This is a genomic window from Pseudomonas sp. 02C 26, from assembly GCF_002843585.1.
GTDB classification, from domain to species: domain Bacteria; phylum Pseudomonadota; class Gammaproteobacteria; order Pseudomonadales; family Pseudomonadaceae; genus Aquipseudomonas; species Aquipseudomonas shirazensis.
In genome coordinates this window covers 1,196,381-1,222,675 of the sequence record NZ_CP025262.1, presented here as the reverse complement: position 1 = coordinate 1,222,675, position 26,295 = coordinate 1,196,381, and the positions used below count along the sequence as shown (strand labels likewise).

Below are 26,295 nucleotides of genomic sequence, written 5' to 3'. Positions count from 1 at the left end.
CTTGGCAGAGCGCGACAATCCAATGGCGTATCGTCCCTGCATCGCCGGGCAAAAGTCTGTAACATTGCCGGTTTCAAAATCGCCCACCGAATCACGCTGTAAGGCCCCGAATGTCTGACCTCTCCGCGCACACTCCAATGATGCAACAGTACTGGCGGCTGAAAAATCAGCACCCGGACCAGTTGATGTTCTACCGCATGGGCGATTTCTACGAGATCTTCTACGAAGACGCGAAGAAAGCCGCCAAGCTGCTGGACATCACCTTGACCGCGCGCGGTCAGTCGGCCGGCCAGTCGATCCCGATGTGCGGGATACCGTTCCATTCGGCCGAGGGCTACCTGGCCAAGCTGGTCAAGCTCGGCGAGTCGGTGGTGATCTGCGAGCAGATCGGTGATCCGGCGACCAGCAAGGGCCCGGTCGAGCGTCAGGTGGTGCGTATCATCACTCCTGGCACGGTGAGCGACGAGGCGCTGCTCGATGAGCGCCGCGACAACCTGATTGCCGCCGTGCTCGGCGATGAGCGGCTGTTCGGCCTGGCCGTGCTGGACATTACCAGCGGCAACTTCAGCGTGCAGGAAATCAAAGGCTGGGAAAATCTGCTGGCCGAGCTTGAGCGGATCAACCCGGTCGAGCTGCTGATCCCGGATGACTGGCCACGCGACCTGCCGGCCGAGAAGCGCCGCGGTTGCCGGCGCCGCGCCCCGTGGGACTTCGATCGCGATTCGGCGCGCAAGGGCCTGTGCCAGCAGTTCGCGACCAAGGACCTCAAGGGCTTTGGTTGCGACAAGCTGACCCTGGCGATCGGTGCCGCAGGCTGCCTGCTGACCTACGCCAAGGAAACCCAGCGCACCACCCTGCCGCACTTGCGCAGCCTGCGCCACGAGCGCATGGACGACACGGTGATCCTCGATGGCGCCAGCCGGCGCAATCTGGAGCTGGACATCAACCTGGCCGGTGGCCGTGACAACACTCTGCAATCGGTCATCGACCGTTGCCAGACCGCCATGGCCAGCCGCCTGCTGAGCCGTTGGCTGAACCGCCCGCTGCGCGACCAGAAGGTGCTGCAAGCGCGTCAGGAGTCGATCCGTTGCCTGCTCGACGGCTATCGCTATGAAAAGCTGCAGCCGCAACTCAAAGAGATTGGCGACCTGGAGCGGATCCTGGCCCGGATCGGCCTGCGTAACGCCCGTCCGCGCGACCTGGCGCGACTGCGCGACGCCCTCGCCGCCCTGCCTGAGCTGCAAAATGCCATGGCAGATCTGGAGGCGTCGCACCTGGCCCGCCTGGCGGCCATCACCGGCACTTACCCGGAGCTGGCCAGCCTGCTCGAGCGAGCCATTATCGACAACCCGCCCGCAGTTATCCGCGACGGTGGTGTGCTCAAGACCGGCTACGACAGCGAGCTCGACGAGTTGCTGGCCATGAGCGAAAACGCCGGCCAGTTCCTGATTGACCTGGAAGTGCGGGAAAAAGCCCGCACCGGCCTGCCCAACCTCAAGGTGGGCTACAACCGGGTGCATGGTTACTTCATCGAGCTGCCCAGCAAGCAGGCCGAACAAGCGCCTGCCGACTACATCCGTCGGCAGACCCTCAAGGGCGCCGAGCGCTTCATCACGCCAGAACTGAAAGCCTTCGAAGACAAGGCGCTGTCGGCCAAGAGCCGGGCCCTGGCGCGCGAGAAGATGCTCTACGATGCGCTGCTGGAAAACTTGATCGGCCACCTTGCGCCGCTGCAGGACAGCGCCGCTGCACTGGCCGAGCTGGACGTGCTGAGCAACCTCGCCGAGCGCGCTCTGACCCTCGACCTGAACTGCCCAAGCTTTGTTGACGAGCCCTGCCTGCGTATCGAGCAAGGCCGCCACCCCGTGGTCGAGCAGGTGTTGACCACGCCGTTCGTGGCCAACGACCTGGGCCTGGACGACAGCACGCGCATGCTGATCATCACCGGCCCGAACATGGGCGGTAAATCGACCTACATGCGCCAGACCGCTTTGATCGTGCTGATGGCGCACATTGGCAGTTTCGTCCCGGCGGCGCGCTGCGAGCTGTCGCTGGTCGACCGCATCTTCACCCGTATCGGCTCCAGTGATGATCTGGCCGGCGGCCGTTCGACCTTCATGGTCGAGATGAGCGAGACTGCCAACATCCTGCATAACGCGACCGACCGCAGCCTGGTGCTGATGGATGAAGTCGGCCGTGGCACCAGCACCTTCGACGGCCTGTCGCTGGCCTGGGCCGCCGCCGAGCGCCTGGCGCAACTGCGCGCCTATACCCTGTTCGCCACGCATTACTTCGAATTGACGGTACTGCCCGAGAGCCAGCCGCTGGTGGCCAACGTGCATCTGAACGCCACCGAGCACAACGAACGCATTGTCTTCCTGCACCACGTCCTGCCAGGCCCTGCCAGCCAGAGTTACGGCCTGGCGGTGGCGCAACTGGCCGGCGTACCCGGCCCGGTGATTCAACGTGCACGCGAGCACCTGAGCCGACTGGAAACTGCCAGCCTGCCTGGCGAGGCTGTAACCAGCCCAGGCAAAGCTGTGCATGACCCGCATGTCCCGCACCAGAGCGACCTGTTTGCCAGCCTGCCGCATCCTGCCATCGACAAGTTGGGCAAGCTCGACCTGGATGACATGACCCCGCGTCAAGCTATCGAAATGCTATATCAACTGAAGAACCTGTTATAACGGCTGCCTGCGCAAGCTGGTAGAATCCCGCGCGGTTTGCTGGTGCTGCAGGTTATTAGCCTGGCCTGCAGCCATATACCTGTGAACCGTGCTGCCCTGCAAGGAAGGGCATGCAGCCGTTGCCTGAGGAGAAAATTAGAATGACCTTCGTCGTCACCGACAACTGCATCAAGTGCAAATACACCGACTGTGTGGAAGTGTGTCCGGTGGACTGCTTCTATGAAGGCCCGAACTTCCTGGTCATTCATCCGGACGAGTGCATTGACTGCGCGCTGTGTGAGCCAGAGTGCCCGGCACAGGCGATTTTCTCGGAAGACGAAGTGCCTGCCGGCATGGAGAACTTCATCGAGTTGAACGCCGAGCTGGCGGAGATCTGGCCGAACATCACCGAGCGCAAAGATGCCATGGCCGACGCTGAAGAGTGGGATGGCAAGCCTGGCAAGATTGCTGATCTGGAACGCTGATACGCTTGGCGCATCTGGTTCGAACAAAGCGGCCCCCGGGTCGCTTTTTTTGTGCCCGGCGAGAATCGCGAGCTCAAATCGCAGGCAAAAAAAGGGGCGGTATGAACCGCCCACATTTTTTTCCGTAGTCCCTGCTTGTCCCTGTACATCATCCTGATGAATCGCGTCCTGCGATGTCCTTGGCCTTCATCCTGAAAGCCTGTGCCTGTCCGTTGGCACAGTTCAGATACTAGCGATTTCAGCGGAAGAGACAACGTGGAGATTTCTCTGATTGTTACAGCGGACATATTTCCACATGTCTAATAATTCTTTATTTATCAGCTACTTAAGAATTCATAACTACTGAAAACGACAATGATTTACTTACCCATAGGCCAATCTCCTACGCTGGCCGTAAGCAATCTCGTACGCTGGCTGCAACAAGGGTGGCAACTACAACATTCTCAAGGCTAAAAAAAAACGCCCCGAGAAATCGGGGCGTTGTTCGACGCAGTCAGCGCTACTGGAACAGCGACTCGCTGGACAGGCCGTTCTTCTCGAGAATCTCGCGCAGACGCTTGAGCCCCTCGACCTGAATCTGCCGAACCCGCTCACGGGTCAGGCCAATCTCCAGGCCGACATCTTCAAGGGTGCTGCTTTCATGGCCGCGCAGACCAAAGCGGCGTACCACCACTTCACGCTGCTTGTCGGTCAGCTCACCCAGCCACTGATCGATGCTCTGCGACAGATCATCGTCCTGCAGCAGTTCGCAAGGGTCGGTCGGGCGATCATCGGTGAGGGTATCGAGCAGGGTCTTGTCGGAGTCAGGCCCCAGGGAAACATCGACCGAAGACACCCGCTCGTTGAGCCCGAGCATGCGCTTGACCTCTGCAACCGGCTTCTCGAGCAGGTTGGCGATTTCTTCGGGGGACGGCTCGTGATCGAGCTTTTGCGTCAGCTCACGCGCAGCGCGCAGGTAGACGTTGAGTTCCTTGACCACATGGATCGGCAGGCGAATGGTGCGCGTCTGGTTCATGATGGCGCGTTCGATGGTCTGACGTATCCACCAAGTGGCGTAGGTGGAGAAACGGAAGCCACGCTCTGGGTCGAATTTCTCTACCGCGCGAATCAGGCCAAGGTTGCCTTCTTCGATCAAATCGAGCAGTGACAAGCCGCGATTGACGTAACGACGGGCGATTTTTACAACCAGACGCAGGTTGCTTTCGATCATGCGCTTGCGACCTGCAGGGTCGCCTTTTTGAGAAAGCCGTGCGAAATGCACTTCCTCTTCGGGAGAGAGCAACGGCGAGAAGCCGATCTCATTGAGGTACAGCTGAGTCGCATCGAGTGCCCGAGTGTAGTCGATGTACTTGTGCTGTTTGAGCGATGAGGCCGATTTGGCCTTGGTCCGAACCGCAGATACAGCAGGTTCGTCTGACACCACATCCGTTTCCAAAACGATGCCGGTCTCCATCAGGAGAAGGTCATCGTCGATGTCAAACTCCGGCACTTCTTTGCTGAGAGCCATTGTTATAGTCCTTTGCTGAGTTCGAACTCAGACTCTAGCGGCACCTGATTCCGTGGCAGCGCTGGAGCCTGTCCCCTCTACATCCAAGGAACAGGCCGGGTGCAACATTCAACGACGTGGCAAGAACTGGAGCGGATCGACGGGTTTGCCCTGACGGCGGATTTCAAAATGCAGTTTCACCCGGTCAGTGCCCGTGGACCCCATTTCAGCAATAGCCTGCCCTGCCTTGACCTGCTGCCCTTCCCGTACCAACAGCCTGCGGTTGTGACCGTAGGCACTGACGTAGGTATCGCTGTGTTTGATGATGATCAGTTCGCCGTAGCCCCTTAATCCACTCCCGGCGTATACCACTGCACCACCAGACGCAGCAAAAACAGGCTGTCCCAAATCACCGGCGATATCAATGCCTTTATTCAAACTACCGTTTGAAGCAAATTTTCCAATTAATACGCCGTTGGCGGGCCATGTCCAGCCGCCAGCCGTACGCTCTGCGGCGGGGACTGTGGTAACGGTCGTGGTGGTGCTCGATGGGGCGCTGGTTATCACCTTGCCACCACTGACGGACGGTACAGGTGTGCCCACCGGGCGCCGGGTAACGGTGGTCTTGCTCGAGGACGAAGGGCTGGAAACCACGGTGGTACTACCGGTCGAACCACTGCTGAAGCGGATCGGCTGACCTGGGCGAATGGTGTAAGGCGCCGGAATGTTGTTGCGCGCTGCCAGCTCCTTGTAGTCCCAGCCGTAACGGAAGGCGATCGAGAACATCGTGTCGCCCGGTTTGACGATGTATTGACCAGTGGTCACGGTCGGCCGCTTGGGCGCTGCGTTGTTGCGGTCCACCACCCGGGCGCTGCTCGAGCCGGTACTGGAACAGCCCGTCAGCAGCGTGCCCATGGCCAGTGCCACCACCAGGAGCTTGAAAAACGACCGATCCTTGCGCTGCAGACTGATTGTGTGACCCACCCGCGCTCCCCTCATGGTGCCGAAAACCGACTAAACAAAATGCAATAATGTTGCAATTATAACCGAGCCCACTGAAGTGTGGGCGCGCAGGCAAAACATCAAAAGTCTTTCAGGACGTGCTTGGTTTTTTCAGCACTCGCCCGCCACATAGACAGGTACACGCCACAGGAATTCGTTGCAGCTGCAAATATTCCCTGTGACTCAGGCCAGCGGGCCATTGAGCAGCGGCACAAAGCGCACCGTACCCATGACTCGTCGAGAGAAGCCGTGCTCTTCACGGACGATCATCAACAGCTGCTGTTGCTCGCCAGCGGGGCCAACCGGGATCACCAGGCGCCCGCCAGGTGCCAGTTGATCGAGCAGCGCTTGCGGCACCTCAGGCGCCACGGCCGTCACGATAATGCCGTTGTAAGGCGCCAGCGCCTGCCAGCCATCGCAGCCGTCACCCCAGCGGAACACGACATTGCGCAGGTTGAGTTCGAGCAGCCGCTCCTTGGCCCGGTCCTGCAGGACCTTGATCCGCTCTACCGAGAACACTCGCTCGACCAACTGCGCCAGCACCGCCGTCTGGTATCCCGAGCCGGTGCCGATTTCCAGCACCTTGTCCAAGGGGCCGGCCTCGAGCAGCAGCTCGCTCATGTGCGCAACCATGAACGGCTGGGAGATGGTCTGGTTGTGCCCGATCGGCAGCGCCGTGTCTTCGTAGGCGCGGTGCGCCAGTGCTTCATCGACGAACAGATGACGCGGCGTACGGCGGATCACGTCAAGCACCTTGGGGTTGGATACGCCCTCTTCGGTCAGACGCTGGATCAGCCGTTCGCGGGTACGTTGCGAGGTCATGCCAATTCCGCGGCGCTGCAGATCGTCCTGTTCGCGCATCAGAGGACGCCCTCCAGCCAGCCGCTGAGCTGGTCGAAGGCATCGTTGAAGGTGCGGTCGAGCTGCAGCGGGGTGATCGACACATAGCCCTGCATAACGGCATGGAAGTCGGTACCCGGGCCGCCATCCTCGGCGTCCCCGGCCACGGCGATCCAGTAGCCTTCCTTGCCGCGCGGGTTGACCACCTTGGTGGGCGCCGCCGCACGTGCACGATGGCCCAGCCGGGTGACCTGAATACCGCGGATATGCTCCAGCGGCAGGTTGGGGATATTGATGTTGAGCACGGTGCGCGGCGGCAACTGCAGGCGCGACTGCGCCTCGACCAGGCGCCGGGCAATATGGGCGGCAGCGGGCAGGTTGTCGGGCTGGCGCGACACCAGCGAGAACGCCAGCGAGGTGCCACCGAGAAAACGCCCTTCCAGCGCAGCGGCGACGGTGCCGGAATACAGCACGTCATCGCCCAGATTGGCGCCCAGGTTGATCCCCGAGACGACCATCTCCGGCGTTTGCGGCAACAGCCCGTTGAGCCCCAGGTGGACACAATCGGTGGGCGTGCCATTGAGGCTGATGAAGCCATTGGCCAGAACCTGCGGATGCAGTGGCCGGTCCAGCGTCAGCGAACTGCCGGCGCCGCTCTTGTCTTGGTCCGGGGCGATCACCGCGCACTCGGCATAGTCCGCCAGCGCTGCATACAGCGCGGCGAGGCCCGGGGCGGTAACACCGTCGTCGTTGGAAATCAGAATACGCATGGGCTGTCCGTCTGCCCTACCGGCACCAGATCGACTAGCTCGCGCACCACGACGGTGGCGAAGCATCCGGCCGGCAGGACGAATTCCAGTTGCAGGATATCAAGCTCGGGATAATGCCACGTCAGGCCGCCAATAGGGAGCCGCAGGATGCGCCGTTCGTGACTCATGCCCGCCCGCGCCAGCCAATGTCCCAATGCAGCATGTTGTGCACCGACAGCGGATTCCAGTTCGGCGGTGGCGCCGGTGGTTGGCGTAGGCCCCTCCCCCCACAGCGGACCGGTCGGGTGCAGGTCGAGAATGGCCAGACGCGGATCGGCGCACTCGGCCTCGCCCGCCGGGAAGAAGCTGCGGCTATCAGTGAACGCCAGCAGGTCGCCCACCTGTGCCCGCTGCCAGCTGCCGTCGGCGACCCGCGCTGCCAGCACCTGGTTGAACAGGTAGCTGCGTCCGGCCGAGAGCAGCCGCGAACGCACATTGCGCTGCTCGGGCAGGGCGGCACGCTCGGCCCAGCTCTGCGCATCCTGGACATTGCCGCCGCCATGGCCAAAGCGCTGGCTACCGAAGTAGTTGGGCACGCCTTGGGCCTTGAGCTGCTGCAAGCGCGCATCCAGTGCGGCATGGTCAGCCGTCAACGCTGTCAGGCGCAGAGTGAAACCGTTGGCCGAATGCGCGCCGCGCTGCAGCTTGCGCAGGTGCCGGTCGCGCTTGAGGATGCGCAGGGTGTCGTCTTCGGCGCGGCTCAGGTCAGGGTCGGCCTTGCCCGGCAGGTGCAGGCTGAACCACTGGCGGGTCAAGGCCTGACGGTCCTTGAGGCCGGCATAGCTGATCGCGCGCAGTGGCACACCGGCGGCGCGGGCCAAGCGGCGGGCGGCTTCTTCGGTGTTGAGGTCGCGTTTCTCGACCCACAGCCAGAGGTGTTCACCCTGCCCGCTCAACGGAATGTCGAGCACTTCATCGACCTGGAAGTCTTCCGCGACTGCCTTGAGCACAGCGCTGCCCAGCGCTTCACTCGAAGCGCGTGGCCCGAGCAGTTCCAATTCGGTCATAGCGCCAGCAGCAGGGCTACCGCATGCACGGCGATCCCTTCCTCACGGCCAGTGAAACCGAGCTTCTCGGTGGTGGTGGCCTTGACGTTGACCTGGTCGAGCTCGACTTGCAGGTCGGCGGCGATCAACTGGCGCATGGTTTCGATATGCGGGGCCATTTTCGGCGCCTGAGCAACAATGGTGGCGTCGACGTTGCCGACCTTCCAGCCTTTGGCCTGGACCACAGCCAGCACGTGGCGCAACAGCACGCGGCTGTCGGCGCCCTTGAACTGCGGGTCGGTATCCGGAAAGTGCTTGCCGATGTCACCCAGCGCAGCGGCGCCGAGCAAGGCGTCGCTCAGTGCATGCAGCACTACGTCGCCATCGGAATGGGCCAGCAGGCCGTATTTGTGAGGAATCTGCACCCCACCCAAGGTAATGAAATCACCGTCGGTAAACCGGTGCACATCGTAGCCATGGCCAATACGCATAGAAAAACGCCCTGATAAAGTCAGGGCGGGATTCTACCTGCTTTGCACAGGCTTGGGCGCAGTTGTTGGGCCGCAGTGCGGCCCACGTAGCAGTTACAGGCGACCCAGCGCAGCGGCATGGTGGCGCAGGTGGTCATCGATGAAGCTGGCGATGAAGTAGTAGCTGTGATCGTAGCCAGGCTGCAGGCGCAAGGTCAGCGCATGACCAGCCTTGCGGGCGGCCTGCTCGAGCACCTCGGGTTTGAGCTGGGTGGCGAGAAAATCATCCCGATCCCCCTGCTCGATCAGCAACGGCGGGCATTGCCCGGCCGGGGCTTCGGCCACTAGCACGCTGGCATCCCACTCGCGCCAGCGGGCGCGGTCTTCGCCCAGATAACGGGAGAACGCCTTCTCGCCCCACGGGCAGTCCATCGGGTTGCAGATCGGCGAAAACGCCGACACCGACTGATAGCGGCCAGGGTTGCGCAGGGCGCACACCAGCGCACCGTGGCCGCCCATGGAGTGGCCGCTGATGCTGCGTTGATCCGACGCCGGGAAGTGCGCCTCGACCAGCGCGGGCAGTTCCTCGACCACGTAGTCATGCATGCGGTAGTGCTGCGCCCAGGGCTGCTGAGTGGCATTCAGGTAGAAACCTGCGCCGAGGCCGAAATCCCAGGCGCCATCGGGATCAGCCGGCACCTGCTCGCCCCGCGGGCTGGTGTCGGGTGCAACGATGATCAGCCCCAGCTCGGCAGCCAGGCGCTGGGCCCCAGCCTTCTGCATGAAGTTCTCGTCGTTGCACGTCAGGCCGCTCAGCCAGTACAGCACCGGCAGCTTGGCACCTTGTTCGGCCTGCGGCGGCAGGTACACGGCAAACACCATGTCGCAGCCGAGCACCTTGGACTGATGCCGGTAACGCTTGTGCCAGCCGCCGAAGCTTTTCTGGCAGGAGATGTTTTCCAGGCTCATGGCTGACCTCAGAAGTGGATCACGCTGCGGATGCTTTTACCTTCGTGCATCAGGTCGAAGGCTTTGTTGATGTCTTCCAGGCCCATGGTGTGGGTGATGAAGGTATCCAGCGGGATCTCGCCCTGCTGCGACATCTCGACGTAGCTTGGCAGTTCGCTGCGACCACGCACGCCACCGAACGCCGAACCGCGCCAGACGCGCCCGGTCACCAGTTGGAACGGACGGGTGGCGATTTCCTGGCCGGCACCGGCCACGCCGATGATCACCGACTCGCCCCAGCCCTTGTGGCAGCATTCCAGCGCCGCTCGCATCAGTTGCACGTTGCCGACGCACTCGAACGAGTAATCCACACCGCCATCGGTGAGGTCGACGATGACCTCCTGGATAGGCCGGTCATAGTCCTTCGGATTGATGCAATCGGTGGCACCCAACTGGCGGGCGATCTTGAATTTGCTCGGATTGATATCGACGGCGATGATGCGCCCGGCCTTGGCCTTGGCCGCACCGATGATCGCCGACAGGCCGATACCGCCCAGGCCGAAGATGGCCACGGTGTCGCCTTCTTTGACCTTGGCGGTATTGAGCACGGCGCCGATGCCGGTGGTCACGCCACAGCCGAGCAGGCAGACTTTTTCCAATGGCGCTTCTTTCTGGATCTTGGCCACGGATATTTCCGGCAACACGGTGTACTCGGAGAACGTCGAGGTGCCCATGTAGTGGAACAGTTGCTGGCCCTTGTAGGAGAAGCGCGTAGTGCCATCAGGCATCAGGCCTTTACCCTGGGTCGCACGGATTGCCTGGCACAGGTTGGTCTTGCCAGAACGGCAGAACTTGCACTGGCCACACTCTGGGGTGTACAGCGGGATCACATGATCGCCTACGGCAACCGAGGTCACGCCCTCGCCTACTGCCTCGACAATACCGCCACCTTCATGGCCGAGAATCGACGGAAAGATGCCTTCCGGGTCAGCGCCCGACAGGGTGTAGGCGTCGGTATGGCAGACACCGCTGGCAACGATGCGCACCAGCACTTCACCGGCCTTGGGCATGGCGACATCGACTTCAACGATTTCCAGCGGTTTGTTGGCCTCGAAGGCTACGGCGGCACGGGACTTGATCATCAGGGATCTCCAGCGAGTGGTGGGCAATCCATTCAGTGTAATTCAGCGCACTTTGATTAATAATCCTGACCAAGACAAAACATTATTGCCATACAGGGATAATCAATGATCAATCGCTGGGAAGGCATCGATGAATTCGTGGCCGTGGCCGAGCTTGGCCAGTTCACCGCCGCGGCGGAGCGCCTGGGCGTATCGTCCTCGCATGTCAGCCGCCAAATCGCTCGCCTCGAAGAACGCTTGCAGACCCGCTTGCTCTACCGCAGCACCCGCCGGGTAACCTTGAGCGAGGCCGGGCAGACTTTCCTGCAGCACTGCCAGCGCTTGCAGGATGGCCACGAGGAGGCTCTGCGGGCGATGGGCGATCTTGCCAGCGAGCCAAAGGGGCTGTTGCGCATGACCTGCGCCGTGGCCTATGGCGAGCGTTTCATCGTGCCACTGGTGACGCGCTTCATGACCCAGTACCCGCAGCTGCGGGTCGAGGTCGAGTTGAGCAATCGCACCCTGGACTTGCTCCACGAGGGCATGGACCTGGCGATCCGCCTGGGCCGCCTGCAGGACTCACGTCTGGTCGCCACACGCCTGGCACCGCGACAGATGTACCTGTGCGCCTCGCCGGCTTATCTGGAGCGCTACGGCCGGCCGCACAGCCTATCGGAACTGGCTCGGCACAACTGCCTGATTGGCAGCAGTGATGTCTGGGCGTTGAAACAGGAAGGTCGTGAACTGAGCCAGCGGGTGCAGGGCAACTGGCGCTGCAACAGTGGTCAGGCAGTGCTGGATGCCGCACTGCAGGGGATTGGATTGTGTCAGTTGCCGGACTATTACGTGCAGGAGCATTTGCGTAGCGGCGCACTGGTATCGCTGCTCGAAGCGCATCAGCCGCCCAATACCGCAGTGTGGGCGCTGTATCCGCAGCAGCGGCATCTCTCGCCCAAGGTCAGAAGACTGGTGGATTACTTGAAGGCGGAGCTTGGACAGTTGCCAGAATACGCAGGCATTGCCTGAGGTGTCAGGCGCGTGCCGACCAACGCTGGCGTAACCACTCCAGATCTTCAGGGCGGGTAACCTTGATGTTGTCGCTGCGCCCTTCCACCAGGCGCGGGGCCAATCCCGACCACTCCATCGCCGACGCCTCGTCGGTCACCGTCACATCGGATACCAGGCATTCGGCCAGTGCCCGGTGCAGGGCACCGAGGCGGAACATCTGCGGCGTGAAGGCTTGCCAGATGGTGCTGCGGTCAACCGTAGCGCTGACCCGGCCATTGCTGTCGGCGCGCTTGAGGGTGTCGCGGGCCGGCACTGCAAGCAAGCCGCCCACCGCATCGTCAGCCAGTTCCGCCAGCAACCGGTCGAGGTCACTGCGAGCCAGGTTCGGCCGTGCGGCGTCGTGTACCAGCACCCAGTCGCCATCTGCCGCGCCTTGAGCGTGCAGCAACAACAAGGCATTGAGCACGGAGTCGGCCCGCTCGCGCCCGCCGGCAGCACGCTGGATACGCGCATCGTTGGCGCAGGCCAGGCCTGGCCAGTACGGATCGTCGGCAGCAATGCTGACCACCACCCCTTTGAGCGAGGGATGGCCTAGAAAACAGTCGAGGCTGTGCTCGATAATCGTCCGCCCGCCCAACTGCAGGTACTGCTTGGGACGGTCGGCAGCCATTCGCGCACCGACCCCGGCAGCGGGGATCACGGCCCAGAAGGCCGGCAGTGGCGAGGTCATTTCTGTGGCAACTGGAAGAGGGTTTCGCCCTCTTTGACCATGCCCAATTCGTGACGGGCCCGTTCCTCGACGGTCTCCATACCTTTCTTCAACTCCATGACTTCTGCGTCGAGCACGCGATTACGCTCCAGCAGCCGTTCGTTTTCGGCGTGCTGTTCGTCGATCTGCTGCTTGAGCTCGGTCACTTGCGCGAGGCTGCCACTGCCCACCCAAAGGCGGTACTGCAGGCCACCCAGCAACAGGAGCAAGATGAGAAACAACCAATAAGGACTGCGCATCAAAGTATCCAGGATTAAAAGGCCGCCGCTGCGGGGCTTCCGATAGCACGAAGCCTGGCCGAGGCCAGGCTTCGTTGACAGAAACCCGTAGGAGGTGTCTGAAAGCTCAGTAAGAACGCTCAGACAGCCTCGGCAGCTGCCTTTTTACCATCTCTTGCTTAGCCGCGAAACTCGTCGCGACCACGGTACACCGCCTTGGCGCCCAGTTGCTCTTCGATGCGCAGCAGCTGGTTGTACTTGGAGACGCGGTCGGAACGGCACAGCGAGCCGGTCTTGATCTGGCCAGCGGCAGTGCCGACAGCCAGGTCAGCGATGGTCGAGTCTTCGGTTTCGCCGGAGCGATGCGAAATCACTGCGGTGTAGCCGGCAGCCTTGGCCATCTGGATGGCTTCGAGGGTTTCGGTCAGCGAGCCGATCTGGTTGAACTTGATCAGGATCGAGTTACCGATGCTCTTGTCGATGCCTTCCTTGAGGATCTTGGTGTTGGTGACGAACAGGTCATCGCCAACCAGCTGGATCTTCTCGCCGATCTTGTCGGTGAGGATCTTCCAGCCAGCCCAGTCGGACTCGTCCAGACCGTCTTCGATGGAGATGATCGGGAAGCGCTCGGTCAGGCCTTTGAGGTACTCGGCAAAGCCTTCGGAGTCGAACGACTTGCCTTCACCGGACAAGTTGTACTTGCCGTCTTCGTAGAATTCGCTGGCAGCGCAGTCCAGGGCCAGGGTGACATCGGTGCCCAGCTTGTAGCCAGCGTTGGCAACGGCTTCGGCGATGGCTGCCAAAGCGTCTTCGTTGGAGGCCAGGTTTGGTGCGAAACCACCTTCGTCACCGACTGCGGTGTTCAGGCCACGGGCCTTGAGCACTGCTTTGAGGTGATGGAAGATTTCGGTGCCCATGCGCAGGCCGTCGGAGAAGGTCTTGGCGCCAACCGGCTGGACCATGAACTCTTGAATGTCGACGTTGTTGTCGGCGTGCTCGCCGCCGTTGATGATGTTCATCATCGGTACTGGCATCGAGTACTGGCCTGGAGTGCCGTTGAGGTTGGCAATGTGCGCGTACAGCGGCAGGTCCTGGTCCTGTGCGGCGGCTTTGGCAGCTGCCAGCGACACGGCGAGGATAGCGTTGGCGCCCAGCTTGGCCTTGTTCTCGGTGCCGTCCAGTTCGATCATGGCGCGGTCGAGGGCTTTCTGGTCAACCGGGTCCTTGCCCAGCAGCAGGTCGCGGATCGGGCCGTTGATGTTGGCAACGGCTTTGAGTACGCCCTTGCCCATGTAACGGCTCTTGTCGCCATCACGCAGCTCCAGCGCTTCGCGCGAGCCGGTGGAAGCACCGGACGGCGCGCACGCGCTGCCGATGATGCCGTTGTCGAGCAGTACATCGGCTTCCACGGTGGGGTTGCCACGCGAATCGAGAACTTCACGACCTTTGATGTCGACGATCTTTGCCATTGTTGTAAGCACTCCAGAATTGACGAAAACAACGCAGCTTAGGGAATTCGAGCCTTTCACCAGGCGAATATGCAGAGGGCAGACCTGGCGAAGGGGAGCCCCTGACCCGAGGGTCAGGGGTAGAACGGGCGGTACTTTACCCGAGAAATGAGTGTTACGCGGTTTCTACCGTCGGAAAACTTTTCACCAGGTCGTCCAATTGCTTGAGCTGGGCCAGGAATGGCTCCAGTTTGTCCAGGCGCAGCGCGCATGGACCATCGCACTTGGCGTTGTCCGGGTCCGGGTGTGCTTCCAGGAACAACCCGGCCAGACCCTGGCTCATGCCAGCCTTGGCCAGGTCGGTGACCTGGCCGCGGCGGCCGCCGGCAGAGTCCGAGCGACCACCCGGCATCTGCAGGGCATGGGTCACGTCGAAGAACACCGGGTACTCGAACTGCTTCATCAGGCCAAAGCCGAGCATGTCCACAACCAAGTTGTTGTAGCCGAAGCTCGAGCCACGTTCGCACAGGATCAACTGATCGTTACCCGCCTCGACGCACTTGGCCAGGATGTGTTTCATCTCCTGAGGTGCAAGGAACTGGGCTTTCTTGATGTTGATCACTGCGCCGGTCTTGGCCATCGCCACGACCAGATCGGTCTGACGCGAGAGGAAGGCCGGCAACTGGATGATGTCGCAGACTTCGGCAACCGGTGCAGCCTGATACGGCTCGTGCACGTCGGTGATGACCGGCACGTTGAAGGTCTGTTTGATCTCTTCGAAGATCTTCAGCCCTGCTTCCATGCCCGGGCCGCGGTAGGAGCTGACCGAAGAGCGGTTAGCCTTGTCGAAACTGGCCTTGAACACGTAAGGGATACCGAGCTTTTCGGTAACCCGCACGTACTCTTCGCAAACCTTCATGGCCAGATCACGCGACTCCAGCACGTTCATGCCACCGAACAGAACGAACGGCTTGTCGTTGGCGATCTCGATGTTACCGACGCGAATGATCTTCTGGGTCATGGATCAGGCCTTGTTCTTCTGGACCAGTGCCGCCTTGACGAAGCCGCTGAACAGCGGATGACCGTCACGCGGGGTGGATGTGAACTCGGGGTGGAACTGGCAAGCAACGAACCACGGATGGTCCTTCGACTCGACCACTTCGACCAACGCGCCGTCACCGGAACGCCCGGAAATCTGCAGGCCAGCTTCAATCATCTGCGGCAGCAGGTTGTTGTTGACCTCGTAGCGGTGGCGGTGACGCTCGACGATGACGTCCTTGCCGTAGCAATCGTGGACCTTGGAGTTGCCGATCAGCTGGCATTCCTGGGCGCCCAGACGCATGGTGCCGCCCAGATCGGAGGCTTCGGTACGGGTTTCGACGGAACCGGTGTTGTCGGCCCACTCTGTGATCAGACCCACCACCGGGTGCTCGCTGTTGCGGTCGAACTCGGTGGAGTTGGCGTCGGCCCAGCCCATTACGTTACGAGCGAACTCGATCACGGCAACCTGCATGCCCAGGCAGATACCCAGGTACGGCACCTTGTTCTCGCGAGCGAACTGGACCGCCTTGATCTTGCCTTCGACACCGCGCAGACCGAAGCCGCCCGGGACCAGAATGGCATCAGCACCTTCGAGCAGGCTGGTGCCCTGGTTCTCGATGTCTTCGGAGTCGATGTAACGCAGGTTGACCTTGGTGCGATTCTGGATACCGGCGTGGCTCATCGCTTCGATCAACGACTTGTACGCATCCAGCAGCTCCATGTACTTGCCGACCATGGCGATGGTAACTTCATGCTCAGGGTTGAGCTTGGCGTCGACCACCTTGTCCCACTCGGACAGGTCAGCGCTGTCGCACTGCAGGCCAAAGCGCTCGGTGACGAAGTCGTCCAGACCCTGTGCATGCAGGATGCCCGGGATCTTGTAGATGGTGTCGGCGTCTTCCAGCGCGATCACCGCACGTTCTTCAACGTTGGTGAACTGGGCGATCTTGCGGCGCGACGAGTTGTCGATCGGGTGATCGGAGCGGCACACCAGCACGTCAGGCTGCAGGCCGATCGAGCGCAGTTCCTTGACCGAGTGCTGAGTCGGCTTGGTCTTGGTCTCGCCAGCAGTGGCGATGTACGGCACCAGCGTCAGGTGCATCAGCATCGCGCGCTTGGCGCCGACTTCGAAGCGCAACTGGCGGATCGCCTCGAGGAACGGTTGCGACTCGATGTCGCCGACCGTGCCACCGATTTCGACCAGGGCAACGTCAGCGTCGCCAGCACCCTTGATGATGCGGCGCTTGATTTCGTCGGTGATGTGCGGGATGACCTGAATGGTCGCGCCCAGGTAATCACCACGGCGCTCTTTGCGCAGCACGTGCTCGTAGACACGGCCAGTGGTGAAGTTGTTGTTCTGGGTCATCGTGGTGCGGATGAACCGCTCATAGTGGCCCAGGTCAAGGTCGGTCTCGGCGCCGTCATGGGTGACGAACACCTCACCATGCTGGAACGGGCTCATGGTGCCTGGATCGACGTTGATGTACGGATCCAGTTTGAGCATGGTGACCTTAAGCCCCCGCGCTTCCAGGATGGCCGCCAGGGAAGCCGAGGCAATGCCTTTCCCCAATGAAGAAACAACACCGCCCGTGACGAATATGTAGCGCGTCATGAAAAACCCTAGAAGTCTGCGTTAAAGCGGCTAGCGCCGCCGGAGAAAGCGAAGGAAGGCCGAAGCCCCCGATCACCTGCGTCAATCACAGTGCATCTCGAAAAACTGCCGCGTCTGTACAGACCAGGTGCATACCCGGCATGGAGCTCGCTCGTCATTTTAGGAAATCAGCCCAGCAAAAAACTGCTTGGTAATCGGCAACTGCTGTGTTTTCGATGAAGCCACAGAAGTTGTATCAAGAAGGGAGGGTAGTCTACCGGAATCTAATCCTCAGCTCAAACCTTGCGCGTTGCTCGGCATCCGCCACTCCAAGGTACAGTCGCCCTGGGCCAGTTGCGGCAGGTTGGCCACTGCCAGCAGGCGCTCGCCCTGCCACAGCAGCGGCAGCCTTGGCCGAATGAAGTGTGGCACCTGATATTCGTTGAGCAAGCGCTTGAGGTCGCGGTGGCCGCGGCCAGGCAGCGCCAGCCGTTCGCCGCCCTGACGATAGGCAATCCGCAGCGCTGCCTGCGGCAACGTACCGCACAGGCGTACGCGGCCGTTGCCCGGCAACTCTAGCGGCCGACCATGATCCGGCCAGGCAAGCTCGCCTGAAGGGGCGGCCAGCCAATCGCCGCCGAGCCACCAGATGCGGCCGTGGCTGCGTTGCAACTGACCGTCGGCCAGGTGCCAGATGGGTTGCGCGTCATCGGCGGCGTCGCGCAACGCTTCCCAACCGACCCAATGGCGGCTATCCGGCAACCGCGTGCGAGTGCTTAACCAGTACTGCAAAGCATTGCGCTGACGGGCGGGCGAGAGTGCCTTGAGCGCTTCCAGAGCGAGTGAGTCCAGCCCAGGCCATGCGCTCGGAGCGCCCTGCCCTGCCAGCGCCAGGTCGTCAGCGGCGAGTTCGTTGAGCAGGCTCAGCGCCTCGCCCAGATGATCGGCACTGCGCGCCAGGCTGTGGCTGGCTTGCGGCCAGCGCTGGTGCAGCAGCGGTAAAGCCTCGCCGCGCAGAAAATTACGGGCGTAGTGGGTGTCGGCATTGCTCGGGTCTTCTATCCAGCGCAGTTGGGACTGCTCGGCATAGCTGTGCAATTGTTGCCGCGACAGGGCCAGCAATGGCCTGACCAGTTGCCCCTGGCCAAGCGGCCTGGCTGCTGGCATTGCCGCCAGGCCACGCAAGCCGGCGCCGCGCAATAGCCTGAACAGCAGGGTTTCAGCCTGATCGTCGCGGTGCTGGCCGGTGAACAGGACTTCACCGGGGCGCAGAATGTCGGCAAAGGCGTGATAGCGAGCATTGCGCGCGGCTTGCTCGAGGCTGGCGCCGGGCGCGACCGTGACGTGGATGACCTGCAGTTCGATGGCGAGCTTGTCGCACAGGGATTGGCAATGGGCTGGCCAGCTGTCGGCGGCGGCTTGCAGGCCGTGGTGGATGTGGATGGCACGCAGGGGGGGCGCGCGGTGGCGGCGGGTATAGTCAGCGAGAAGGTGCAGAAGGACGCTGGAGTCGAGGCCGCCGGAGAGGGCGACATACCAGGCGGGAGCGTGCTGCCAGGGGGAAAGGCTGTGGGTGAGGTCGATCATGTGTGACTCACTGAGAAGCTGGGGTCGCTGCGCGACCCCGACGGCATCAACTCAGATCAGAGACCGTAGCTCATCAGGCGGTCATAACGACGCTTGAGCAGCGTGTCATGGTCCAGTCCACTGAGCATATCCAGCTGCTGAATCAGCTCGCCACGAATGGTTTGCGAAACCTTGACTGGATCACGATGGGCGCCGCCCAGCGGCTCCTCGATCACTTGGTCGACGATATTCAGGCTCTTCAGGCGCTCGGCAGTGATACCCATCGCTTCGGCTGCATCGGCAGCCTTGTCGGCGGTTTTCCACAGGATCGAAGCGCAACCTTCCGGCGAGATCACCGCATAGGTGGAGTACTGCAGCATGTTCAACTGGTCACAGACACCAATGGCCAGCGCACCGCCCGAACCACCTTCGCCAATCACGGTGGCGATAATCGGAGTTTTCAGCCGCGCCATGACACGCAGGTTCCAGGCAATAGCCTCGCTCTGGTTGCGCTCTTCGGCGTCGATGCCTGGGTAGGCACCCGGAGTATCGATGAAGGTCAGAATCGGCATCTTGAAGCGCTCGGCCATTTCCATCAGGCGGCAGGCCTTGCGGTAGCCTTCCGGACGCGGCATACCGAAGTTGCGACGCACCTTCTCGCGCACTTCGCGGCCTTTCTGGTGACCGATGACCATCACCGGCTTGCCGTCCAGACGCGCAGTACCACCAACAATGGCAGCGTCGTCGGAGAAGTGGCGGTCGCCGTGCAGCTCTTCGAACTCGGTGAAGATGTGCTGCAGGTAGTCCAGTGTGTACGGCCGGCGCGGGTGACGAGCCAGGCGCGCAATCTGCCAGCTGGTCAGATTGCTGAAGATGCTTTCGGTGAGGGTGCTGCTCTTGTCTTGCAGACGGGCAATCTCATCGCTGATGTTCAGCGAGTTGTCATTGCCAACCAGACGCAGCTCTTCAATCTTGGCTTGCAGGTCGGCAATCGGCTGTTCGAAATCGAGGAAATTCGGGTTCATAGGCATCCGTCTTGGGTCTACGGCCAGGCGGCCGGCCGGTTGATCCGTTTGGCGCCCTACCTTAAAGGATCAGGCGCATTCAGGTCGAGATTAAAAATTCATCGCATTAGCGGTATTGCAGGAAGACGTTCTCACGCCCGAACTGGTCACGCAGGGCTTGAATCAGCCCGTCCGCCGGGTCGATCGCCCAGTCATTACCAAACTGCAGCATGGCCTTGGCGTCGTTACCGGTGTATTCAAGGGTGATCGGGCAACCGCCACGATGGCGGGTGATCAGCTCACCCAGCCAGCGCAGGCGGTCACCTTTGAGTGCATCATGGGCGACCTTCAGGCGCAGGCTCTCGGCCAGCCGCGTGCGCGCGTCTTCCATGGTCATCACCTGCTTGACGCGCAGGCGCAGGCCGCCAGAGAAATCATCGTTACTGACCTCGCCCTCGATCACGACCATGGCATCGTTCTGCAACAGTGCCTGGGCGGCCATGAACGAGTCTGCGAACAGCGAGGCTTCGATGCGTCCGGAGCGGTCATCGAGGGTGACGAAGCCCATCTTGTCACCCTTCTTGTTCTTCATCACGCGCAAGGCAATGATCATCCCGGCCACCGTCTGCACTTCGCGCGACGGTTTCAGGTCGATGATCCGCTGGCGGGCGAAGCGGCGGATTTCGCCTTCGTACTCGTCGATCGGGTGGCCGGTCAGGTACAGCCCCAGCGTGTCCTTTTCACCTTTCAAGCGCTCTTTGAGGGTCAGCTCGCGCGCCTTGCGGTGGTTGGCATAAACGTCGACATCGGCTTCGACGAACAGCCCGCCAAACAGGTCGATGTGGCCGCTATCGGCGGTCCGCGCGGTCTGCTCGGCCGACTTCACCGCCTCTTCGAGCGCCGACATCAGCGCTGCCCGGTTGCGGTCGATGTTGGCCTGGTAGGCCTTGATCTCGTCGTGGAAGTGCGGCCCGAGGCGATCCAGCGCACCGCTGCGGATCAGTGCGTCGAGAGTACGCTTGTTGACCCGCTTGAGGTCGATGCGCTCACAGAAGTCGAACAGATCCTTGAACGGCCCGCCGGCACTACGCGCCTCGACAATGGCCTCCACCGGCCCTTCACCTACACCCTTGATCGCGCCCAGGCCATAAATGATGCGGCCATCGTCGTCGACTGTGAACTTGAACTCGGAGGCGTTCACATCCGGGGCGTCAAGGCGCAGTTTCATGGTGCGCACTTCTTCGATCAGCACCACCACCTTGTCGGTGTTGTGCATATCCGCAGAAAGTACGGCCGCCATGAACGGCGCCGGGTAGTGCGTCTTGAGCCAGGCGGTCTGATAAGAAACCAGGCCGTAGGCGGCCGAGTGCGACTTGTTGAAGCCGTAGCCGGCGAATTTTTCTACCAGATCGAAGATGTTACCGGCCAGATCCGCACTGATGCCGTTGTTGGCACAACCCTCGATGAAGCCGCCACGCTGCTTGGCCATCTCTTCGGGCTTTTTCTTACCCATCGCCCGACGCAGCATGTCAGCGCCGCCGAGGGTGTAGCCGGCCATGACCTGGGCGATCTGCATCACCTGTTCCTGATACAGGATGATGCCGTAGGTCGGTGCCAATACAGGCTGCAGGCCTTCGTACTGGTAGTCCGGGTGTGGGTAGGCCAGCTCGGCGCGACCGTGTTTACGGTTGATGAAGTCATCAACCATGCCCGACTGCAGTGGGCCTGGGCGGAACAACGCCACCAATGCGATAAGGTCTTCCAGGCAGTCGGGCTTGAGCTTCTTGATCAGCTCTTTCATGCCGCGCGACTCGAGCTGGAATACCGCAGTGGTCTCGGCCTTTTGCAGCAGCTCGTAGGTTTTCTTGTCGTCCAGCGGGATGAAGTCGATGTTCAGATCGGGCAAGCCTTCCTTGGCCTGCTCGCGGTTGATCGTCTCCATCGCCCACTTGATGATGGTCAGGGTGCGCAGGCCGAGGAAGTCGAACTTGACCAGCCCCGCCGCCTCGACGTCGTCCTTGTCGAACTGGGTTACCAGGCCGCCGCCCTCTTCGTCACAGGCGATCGGCGAAAAGTCGGTGAGCTTGGTCGGTGCGATAACCACACCACCCGCGTGCTTGCCGGTACCGCGGCAGACGCCCTCGAGCTTGAGGGCCATGTCCCAGATCTCGCGGCCATCCTCGTCGCTTTTGAGGAAGTCGCGCAGCACCTCCTCCTGCTCGTAGGCCTTTTCCAGGGTCATGCCGACTTCGAACGGGATCATCTTCGACAGACGATCAGCCAGCCCGTAGGACTTGCCCTGCACCCGCGCCACATCGCGCACCACCGCTTTCGCAGCCATGGTGCCAAAGGTGATGATCTGGCTTACCGCGTTACGCCCATAGGCGTCGGCGACGTACTCGATGACTCGGTCGCGGCCATCCATGCAGAAGTCGACGTCGAAGTCGGGCATCGATACCCGCTCAGGGTTGAGGAAGCGCTCGAACAGCAGGTCGTAGGCCAGCGGGTCCAGGTCGGTGATCTTCAACACGTAGGCGACCAGCGAACCGGCACCCGACCCCCGGCCAGGGCCGACCGGTACGCCGTTGTTCTTGGCCCACTTGATGAAGTCCATAACGATCAGGAAGTAACCGGGGAAGCCCATTTGGATGATGATATCCAGCTCGAACTTGAGCCGGTCCAGATAGACCTGACGCTTGGCCTCGTAGTCCTCGGTAGTGTCCTTGGGCAGGATCACCGTCAGCCGTTCTTCCAGGCCCTCGTGGGAAACGTGGCGCAGGTAGTCATCGATGCCCATGCCATTGGGCGTCGGAAAGTCGGGCAGGAAGTGCTTGCCCAGTTGCACCTCGATGTTGCAGCGCTTGGCGATTTCCACCGTGTTGGCCACGGCGTCGGGCAGGTCGCTGAACAGCTCGACCATCTCTTCCTGGCTTTTCAGGTATTGCTGATCGCTGTACAGGCGCGGTCGGCGCGGGTCGTCGAGGGTCCAGCCCTCACCGATGCAGACGCGGGTTTCGTGGGCGTCAAAATCAGTCTGTTTGATGAAGCGGACATCGTTGGTCGCGACCAGCGGCGCGCCAACCCGGTCTGCCAGTGCTACAGCGGCGTGCAGGTAGTCTTCATCACCAGGACGATTGGTGCGCTGCAGCTCGACGTAGAAGCGCCCGGGGAACATGCCCAGCCAGTCGCGCAGCAAGGCTTCGGCCTCTGCGCTTCGGCCGCTGAGCAGGGCCATGCCGATATCCCCTTCGCGGGCGGCAGACAGCGCGATCAAGCCTTCGCTGGCCGGGGCTATCCAGTCGCGCTGGATGACCACCAAGCCATTGCGCTGGCCGTCGACCCAGCCGCGCGAAATCAATTCGGTGAGGTTGCGATAACCCTTGGGGTTCATCGCCAGGAAGCAGATACGCGACAATGGCGCTTCCGGATCAGCCCCGGCCAGCCACAAATCGGCGCCGCAAATCGGCTTGATGCCGCTGCCCATCGCGCTCTTGTAGAACTTCACCAACGAGCACATGTTGCTCTGGTCGGTAATCGCCACTGCCGGCATGTTCAGTCCGGCCAAGGCCTTGGCTAGCGGCTTGATCCGCACCAGGCCATCGACCAGGGAGAATTCGGAGTGCACACGAAGGTGAACGAAAGAAACCGACATGTAAGGGGGCCTATAGCAGAGCAGCGGACAAGCGCGGGATTGTACCGCAAATGTGAACGGCTGCGCTGCCACGTGACGGCCTGCAGGGTCGCAGCGCGACCCGCGCAGGCGATCAGATCAGTGAGGTAGGCACGCCCGCGCGCGCTTCCCAGGCCACCCGCACCGGCGCGAAGGAGCGCCGGTGGATCGGCGTAGGCCCAAGCCGGGCAAGTGCCTCAAGGTGCACGGGGGTGGGATAGCCTTTGTGACCACCCATGCCGTAGCCGGGGTAGATCAACTCGAAGGCGCTCATCTCGCGGTCGCGGGTGACCTTGGCCAGGATCGACGCGGCAGCGATCGCAGGCACCTTGGCGTCGCCCTGCACCACTGGGGCGGATGGCACAGCCAGCACCGGGCAGCGATTGCCATCGATCAAGGCAAGCTTGGGCGTGATGCTCAAGCCCTCGACCGCGCGCTGCATGGCCAGCATGGTGGCATGGAGAATGTTCAGCCGGTCGATTTCATCAACCTCAGCCCGCGCAATGCAAAAGCTCAGGGCTTTTTCGCAGATTTCGTCGAACAACGCTTCGCGCCTGGCTTCGGTGAGCTTCTTGGAGTCGTTCAAGCCGAGGATCGGCCGCCGTGGATCGAGGATCACCGCTGCCGTGACCACCGCACCGCAGAGTGGCCCGCGGCCAACTTCGTCGACGCCTGCAACGAGTTCTTCGACCAGGTTGAAATCCAGTCCCAGCTGCATCTAGCGTCGCTCCAACAAGGCCAGCACTGCGTCCGCCGCCTGGTTCGAGGCGTCACGGCGGAGGGTGCGGTGAATCTGATCAAAGCTGTCAGTCTGATGCTGACCATCGGCAAGTAACGGTGCCAGGGTCTGCGCCAGGGCCTCGCTGGTGGCGGCGTCCTGCAGCAGTTCCGGCACCAACATGCGCTGCGCCAACAGATTAGGCAGCGACACATAGGGGCTTTTGACCATGCGTTTGAGAATCCAGTAGGTCAGCGGCGCCAGGCGATAGGCGACAACCATTGGCCGCTTGTACAGCATCGCTTCCAGCGTAGCGGTACCCGACGCAATCAGCACTGCATCGCAGGCGGCCAGTGCCTGATGTGACTGACCATCAAGCAGAGTCAGCGGCAGGTCGCGACCTGCCAGCATCTGCTCGATCTGCTCACGGCGGGTCTGGTTGGCGCAGGGCAAGACAAACCGCACACCCGGGATCAACTGCTGCAAACGCTCGGCGGCCTCCAGGAACAGCGAACCCAGCCGGCCGACTTCGCCGCCGCGGCTGCCGGGCATCAATGCCACCAGCGGCCCGGCGGGCAGGCCCAGCTCGGCACGAGCGGCTTGACGGTCAGCCTCCAGCGGAATCGTATCGGCCAGCGGATGGCCGACAAAGCGCACCGGTACACCCTGCTCTTCATAGAAGCGCGCCTCGAATGGCAGCAGGGTCAGCATCAGGTCGCAGCCTTCGCGGATCTTCAGCACCCGCTTCTGCCGCCAGGCCCAGACCGACGGGCTGACGTAGTGCACGGTCTTGATGCCGTGCTGGCGCAGTTTCAGTTCAATATTGAGGGTGAAGTCGGGTGCATCGATGCCGATGAACACATCGGGCTTCGCGTCAAGCAGGGTCTCGATCAGCAGTTTGCGTCGCTTGAGCAGCTCACGCAGACGCCCGAGCACCTCAACCAGCCCCATCACTGCCAGGCGCTCCATGGGGAAGTAGGACTGCATGCCCTCGGCCTCCATCAACGGGCCGCCGACACCGATAAAGCGCACACCAGGATGGCGCGCCTTGAGTGCGCGCATCAAACCGGAGCCAAGGATATCGCCGCTGGCCTCACCTGCGACCAACGCTACACAAAGCTCGCTCATATCAGCGGGTGATGCCGCGAGCAGAGCTCTGGATGGAGGCACGGAACAGCTCGACCTCAGGGTGCAATGCAGCCAACTCCTGCAACTCGTTAATAGCCTCGTCAGCCGTCAGGCCCTGGCGATAGACCATTTTGTAGGCCTTGCGCAGCGCGAGGATGACTTCATCGCTGAATCCACGCCGACGCATGCCTTCGAAGTTCATGCTGCGGGCTTCGGCCGGGCTGCCAAATACAGTGACGAACGCGGGTACGTCCTTGCCGATCGCGGTGCCCATGCCGGAAAACGCGTGAGCGCCGATATGGCAGTACTGATGAACCAGGGTGTAACCAGACAGAATTGCCCAGTCGCCCACATGCACATGGCCAGCCAGCGCAGTGTTGTTGACCAGAATGCAATTGTTGCCGATCACGCTGTCATGGCCGATGTGGGCATAGGCCATGATCAAATTGTGATCGCCGAGGGTGGTTTCAGCACGGTCCTGAACGGTTCCGCGGTGAATGGTCACGCCTTCGCGGATCACGTTGTGGTCGCCGATCACCAGACGCGTCGCTTCACCCTTGTACTTGAGGTCAGGGGTGTCTTCGCCAATCGAGGAAAACTGGTAGATACGGTTGTTCTTGCCGATCCGGGTCGGCCCTTTGAGTACCACATGTGGGCCGATTACTGTGCCCTCCCCGATTTCGACATCGGGACCAATGATCGACCAGGGGCCCACCTCGACACCGTCCGCCAGCCTGGCAGAAGGATCGACGATAGCCCGCGGATCAATTGAATTCATAGGGAGCGTTCCGCACAGGTAATCTGCGCCGAGCATACCGGCTTGCCGTCAACCAGGGCACGGCACTCAAACTTCCAGATCATGCTCTTGCGGCTGAGGAACTTGGCTTCCAGGACCAACTGGTCGCCTGGCAACACTGGCTGACGGAAGCGTAGCTTGTCGGAGCCAACGAAGTAGTACAGCGTGCCGTCTGCCGGCTTGGCATCGAGCATCTTGAACCCGAGAATCCCGGCTGCCTGGGCCATGGCTTCGATGATCAGCACGCCTGGCATGATCGGGTGGGCCGGGAAGTGGCCATTGAAGAACGGCTCGTTGATGCTGACATTCTTGTAGGCACGAATGCTCTGGGCCTCGAAGTCCAGCTCCGTGACCCGGTCCACCAGCAGGAACGGGTAACGGTGAGGCAGGTATTCGCGAATCTCGTTGATGTCCATCATTTCGGGGGGAAGCCTGTAGTAAGAATAGGGAGCGCAGGTGCTGACCACACGCTCCTTTAGCAATCCAATAGAGGAGCCAGCTAGCAACGGATCACTCTTGGCTCAG

23 protein-coding genes are annotated in these 26,295 nt (G+C 61.6%); 3 read left to right on the top strand and 20 right to left on the bottom strand.

From position 1 onward, the window contains the following. Positions 1-110 precede the first annotated feature (110 nt). Together mutS and fdxA are read left to right on the top strand one after the other, a co-directional pair. Complete coding sequence (gene mutS / locus CXQ80_RS05545) at positions 111-2,687, top strand: DNA mismatch repair protein MutS (RefSeq protein WP_101317305.1); 2,577 nt, start codon at positions 111-113, stop codon at positions 2,685-2,687. Positions 2,688-2,827: 140 nt separating this feature from the next. Next, on the top strand, positions 2,828-3,151 hold the full coding sequence (fdxA, locus tag CXQ80_RS05540; RefSeq protein ID WP_101317303.1) for a ferredoxin FdxA: 324 nt from the start codon (positions 2,828-2,830) through the stop codon (positions 3,149-3,151). Between the two features lie 499 nt (positions 3,152-3,650). On the opposite strand, the gene rpoS is transcribed toward fdxA, so the two are convergent. From rpoS to CXQ80_RS05500, 8 genes are all read right to left on the bottom strand, one after another. Continuing rightward, positions 3,651-4,658 (bottom strand): RNA polymerase sigma factor RpoS, encoded by a 1,008-nt coding sequence (gene rpoS / locus CXQ80_RS05535; protein ID WP_101317301.1) that lies wholly within the window; start codon positions 4,656-4,658, stop codon positions 3,651-3,653. A gap of 108 nt (positions 4,659-4,766) precedes the next feature. Then, positions 4,767-5,621, bottom strand: coding sequence for a peptidoglycan DD-metalloendopeptidase family protein (locus tag CXQ80_RS05530; protein ID WP_101317299.1), 855 nt, complete (start codon positions 5,619-5,621; stop codon positions 4,767-4,769). 201 nt (positions 5,622-5,822) lie between these two features. Further along, positions 5,823-6,461 carry a protein-L-isoaspartate(D-aspartate) O-methyltransferase gene (locus CXQ80_RS05525; RefSeq protein ID WP_178080818.1) on the bottom strand — a complete coding sequence of 213 codons (639 nt, stop codon included), beginning with the start codon at positions 6,459-6,461 and terminating at the stop codon, positions 5,823-5,825. Positions 6,462-6,499: 38 nt separating this feature from the next. Next, a complete protein-coding gene (gene surE / locus CXQ80_RS05520; RefSeq protein WP_101317295.1) occupies positions 6,500-7,249 on the bottom strand; it encodes a 5'/3'-nucleotidase SurE in 750 nt (249 codons plus the stop codon). Further along, complete coding sequence (gene truD, locus CXQ80_RS05515; RefSeq protein ID WP_101317293.1) at positions 7,237-8,295, bottom strand: tRNA pseudouridine(13) synthase TruD; 1,059 nt, start codon at positions 8,293-8,295, stop codon at positions 7,237-7,239. Before truD ends, surE begins: the two co-directional genes overlap by 13 nt. Then, positions 8,292-8,765, bottom strand: coding sequence for a 2-C-methyl-D-erythritol 2,4-cyclodiphosphate synthase (gene ispF / locus CXQ80_RS05510; RefSeq protein WP_101317291.1), 474 nt, complete (start codon positions 8,763-8,765; stop codon positions 8,292-8,294). Before ispF ends, truD begins: the two co-directional genes overlap by 4 nt. A gap of 93 nt (positions 8,766-8,858) precedes the next feature. Continuing rightward, a complete protein-coding gene (gene fghA / locus CXQ80_RS05505; RefSeq protein WP_101317288.1) occupies positions 8,859-9,713 on the bottom strand; it encodes an S-formylglutathione hydrolase in 855 nt (284 codons plus the stop codon). An 8-nt stretch (positions 9,714-9,721) separates the two neighbouring features. After that, on the bottom strand, positions 9,722-10,834 hold the full coding sequence (locus CXQ80_RS05500) for an S-(hydroxymethyl)glutathione dehydrogenase/class III alcohol dehydrogenase (RefSeq protein ID WP_101317286.1): 1,113 nt from the start codon (positions 10,832-10,834) through the stop codon (positions 9,722-9,724). 108 nt (positions 10,835-10,942) lie between these two features. On the opposite strand from CXQ80_RS05500, the gene CXQ80_RS05495 reads away from it, so the two are divergent. Next, positions 10,943-11,839, top strand: a complete 897-nt coding sequence (locus CXQ80_RS05495) for a LysR substrate-binding domain-containing protein (RefSeq protein WP_178080817.1) — start codon at positions 10,943-10,945, stop codon at positions 11,837-11,839. A gap of 4 nt (positions 11,840-11,843) precedes the next feature. Here CXQ80_RS05495 and ispD read toward each other — a convergent pair whose 3' ends face one another. The 12 genes from ispD to fabZ all read right to left on the bottom strand — a co-directional run bounded on the left by ispD (position 11,844) and on the right by fabZ (position 26,189). Then, positions 11,844-12,551 (bottom strand): 2-C-methyl-D-erythritol 4-phosphate cytidylyltransferase, encoded by a 708-nt coding sequence (gene ispD / locus CXQ80_RS05490; protein WP_101317282.1) that lies wholly within the window; start codon positions 12,549-12,551, stop codon positions 11,844-11,846. After that, a complete protein-coding gene (gene ftsB, locus CXQ80_RS05485) occupies positions 12,548-12,829 on the bottom strand; it encodes a cell division protein FtsB (RefSeq protein ID WP_101317280.1) in 282 nt (93 codons plus the stop codon). The genes ispD and ftsB overlap by 4 nt, the downstream gene beginning before the upstream one ends. Positions 12,830-12,987: 158 nt before the next feature. Then, complete coding sequence (gene eno / locus CXQ80_RS05480; protein WP_101317278.1) at positions 12,988-14,277, bottom strand: phosphopyruvate hydratase; 1,290 nt, start codon at positions 14,275-14,277, stop codon at positions 12,988-12,990. 154 nt (positions 14,278-14,431) lie between these two features. After that, positions 14,432-15,277: a 3-deoxy-8-phosphooctulonate synthase gene (gene kdsA, locus CXQ80_RS05475; RefSeq protein WP_101317276.1), complete on the bottom strand. Its 846-nt coding sequence runs from the start codon at positions 15,275-15,277 to the stop codon at positions 14,432-14,434. 3 nt (positions 15,278-15,280) lie between these two features. Next, the gene (locus CXQ80_RS05470) at positions 15,281-16,909 is read right to left on the bottom strand and encodes a CTP synthase (RefSeq protein WP_101317274.1); all 1,629 of its coding nucleotides are present in this window, start codon (positions 16,907-16,909) and stop codon (positions 15,281-15,283) included. A gap of 270 nt (positions 16,910-17,179) precedes the next feature. Further along, positions 17,180-18,475: a tRNA lysidine(34) synthetase TilS gene (tilS, locus tag CXQ80_RS05465; RefSeq protein ID WP_101317272.1), complete on the bottom strand. Its 1,296-nt coding sequence runs from the start codon at positions 18,473-18,475 to the stop codon at positions 17,180-17,182. Positions 18,476-18,531: 56 nt separating this feature from the next. Beyond that, positions 18,532-19,479, bottom strand: coding sequence for an acetyl-CoA carboxylase carboxyltransferase subunit alpha (locus tag CXQ80_RS05460; RefSeq protein ID WP_101317270.1), 948 nt, complete (start codon positions 19,477-19,479; stop codon positions 18,532-18,534). Positions 19,480-19,585: 106 nt separating this feature from the next. Then, on the bottom strand, positions 19,586-23,110 hold the full coding sequence (dnaE, locus tag CXQ80_RS05455) for a DNA polymerase III subunit alpha (RefSeq protein WP_101317268.1): 3,525 nt from the start codon (positions 23,108-23,110) through the stop codon (positions 19,586-19,588). Positions 23,111-23,222: 112 nt separating this feature from the next. Beyond that, a complete protein-coding gene (gene rnhB / locus CXQ80_RS05450; protein WP_101317266.1) occupies positions 23,223-23,846 on the bottom strand; it encodes a ribonuclease HII in 624 nt (207 codons plus the stop codon). Further along, positions 23,847-24,974 (bottom strand): lipid-A-disaccharide synthase, encoded by a 1,128-nt coding sequence (gene lpxB, locus CXQ80_RS05445; protein ID WP_101317264.1) that lies wholly within the window; start codon positions 24,972-24,974, stop codon positions 23,847-23,849. It abuts the gene before it with no gap. Position 24,975: 1 nt separating this feature from the next. Then, complete coding sequence (gene lpxA / locus CXQ80_RS05440) at positions 24,976-25,752, bottom strand: acyl-ACP--UDP-N-acetylglucosamine O-acyltransferase (protein WP_101317262.1); 777 nt, start codon at positions 25,750-25,752, stop codon at positions 24,976-24,978. Beyond that, complete coding sequence (gene fabZ, locus CXQ80_RS05435) at positions 25,749-26,189, bottom strand: 3-hydroxyacyl-ACP dehydratase FabZ (protein WP_101317259.1); 441 nt, start codon at positions 26,187-26,189, stop codon at positions 25,749-25,751. Before fabZ ends, lpxA begins: the two co-directional genes overlap by 4 nt. Between the last annotated feature and the right edge of the window lie 106 nt (positions 26,190-26,295).

What these genes read in the sequence shown, in the direction of transcription:
- tilS (WP_101317272.1), bottom strand. Translation starts at nt 18,475, where the DNA reads ATGATCGACCTCACCCACAGCCTTTCCCCCTGGCAGCACGCTCCCGCC.
- rpoS (WP_101317301.1), bottom strand. Translation starts at nt 4,658, where the DNA reads ATGGCTCTCAGCAAAGAAGTGCCGGAGTTTGACATCGACGATGACCTT.
- ispF (WP_101317291.1), bottom strand. Translation starts at nt 8,765, where the DNA reads ATGCGTATTGGCCATGGCTACGATGTGCACCGGTTTACCGACGGTGAT.
- ispD (WP_101317282.1), bottom strand. Translation starts at nt 12,551, where the DNA reads ATGACCTCGCCACTGCCGGCCTTCTGGGCCGTGATCCCCGCTGCCGGG.
- kdsA (WP_101317276.1), bottom strand. Translation starts at nt 15,277, where the DNA reads ATGACCCAGAAGATCATTCGCGTCGGTAACATCGAGATCGCCAACGAC.
- mutS (WP_101317305.1), top strand. Translation starts at nt 111, where the DNA reads ATGTCTGACCTCTCCGCGCACACTCCAATGATGCAACAGTACTGGCGG.
- fdxA (WP_101317303.1), top strand. Translation starts at nt 2,828, where the DNA reads ATGACCTTCGTCGTCACCGACAACTGCATCAAGTGCAAATACACCGAC.
- CXQ80_RS05525 (WP_178080818.1), bottom strand. Translation starts at nt 6,461, where the DNA reads ATGACCTCGCAACGTACCCGCGAACGGCTGATCCAGCGTCTGACCGAA.
- CXQ80_RS05460 (WP_101317270.1), bottom strand. Translation starts at nt 19,479, where the DNA reads ATGAACCCGAATTTCCTCGATTTCGAACAGCCGATTGCCGACCTGCAA.
- eno (WP_101317278.1), bottom strand. Translation starts at nt 14,277, where the DNA reads ATGGCAAAGATCGTCGACATCAAAGGTCGTGAAGTTCTCGATTCGCGT.
- truD (WP_101317293.1), bottom strand. Translation starts at nt 8,295, where the DNA reads ATGACCGAATTGGAACTGCTCGGGCCACGCGCTTCGAGTGAAGCGCTG.
- CXQ80_RS05500 (WP_101317286.1), bottom strand. Translation starts at nt 10,834, where the DNA reads ATGATCAAGTCCCGTGCCGCCGTAGCCTTCGAGGCCAACAAACCGCTG.
- rnhB (WP_101317266.1), bottom strand. Translation starts at nt 23,846, where the DNA reads ATGCAGCTGGGACTGGATTTCAACCTGGTCGAAGAACTCGTTGCAGGC.
- fabZ (WP_101317259.1), bottom strand. Translation starts at nt 26,189, where the DNA reads ATGATGGACATCAACGAGATTCGCGAATACCTGCCTCACCGTTACCCG.
- lpxB (WP_101317264.1), bottom strand. Translation starts at nt 24,974, where the DNA reads ATGAGCGAGCTTTGTGTAGCGTTGGTCGCAGGTGAGGCCAGCGGCGAT.
- dnaE (WP_101317268.1), bottom strand. Translation starts at nt 23,110, where the DNA reads ATGTCGGTTTCTTTCGTTCACCTTCGTGTGCACTCCGAATTCTCCCTG.
- lpxA (WP_101317262.1), bottom strand. Translation starts at nt 25,752, where the DNA reads ATGAATTCAATTGATCCGCGGGCTATCGTCGATCCTTCTGCCAGGCTG.
- CXQ80_RS05470 (WP_101317274.1), bottom strand. Translation starts at nt 16,909, where the DNA reads ATGACGCGCTACATATTCGTCACGGGCGGTGTTGTTTCTTCATTGGGG.
- fghA (WP_101317288.1), bottom strand. Translation starts at nt 9,713, where the DNA reads ATGAGCCTGGAAAACATCTCCTGCCAGAAAAGCTTCGGCGGCTGGCAC.
- surE (WP_101317295.1), bottom strand. Translation starts at nt 7,249, where the DNA reads ATGCGTATTCTGATTTCCAACGACGACGGTGTTACCGCCCCGGGCCTC.
- ftsB (WP_101317280.1), bottom strand. Translation starts at nt 12,829, where the DNA reads ATGCGCAGTCCTTATTGGTTGTTTCTCATCTTGCTCCTGTTGCTGGGT.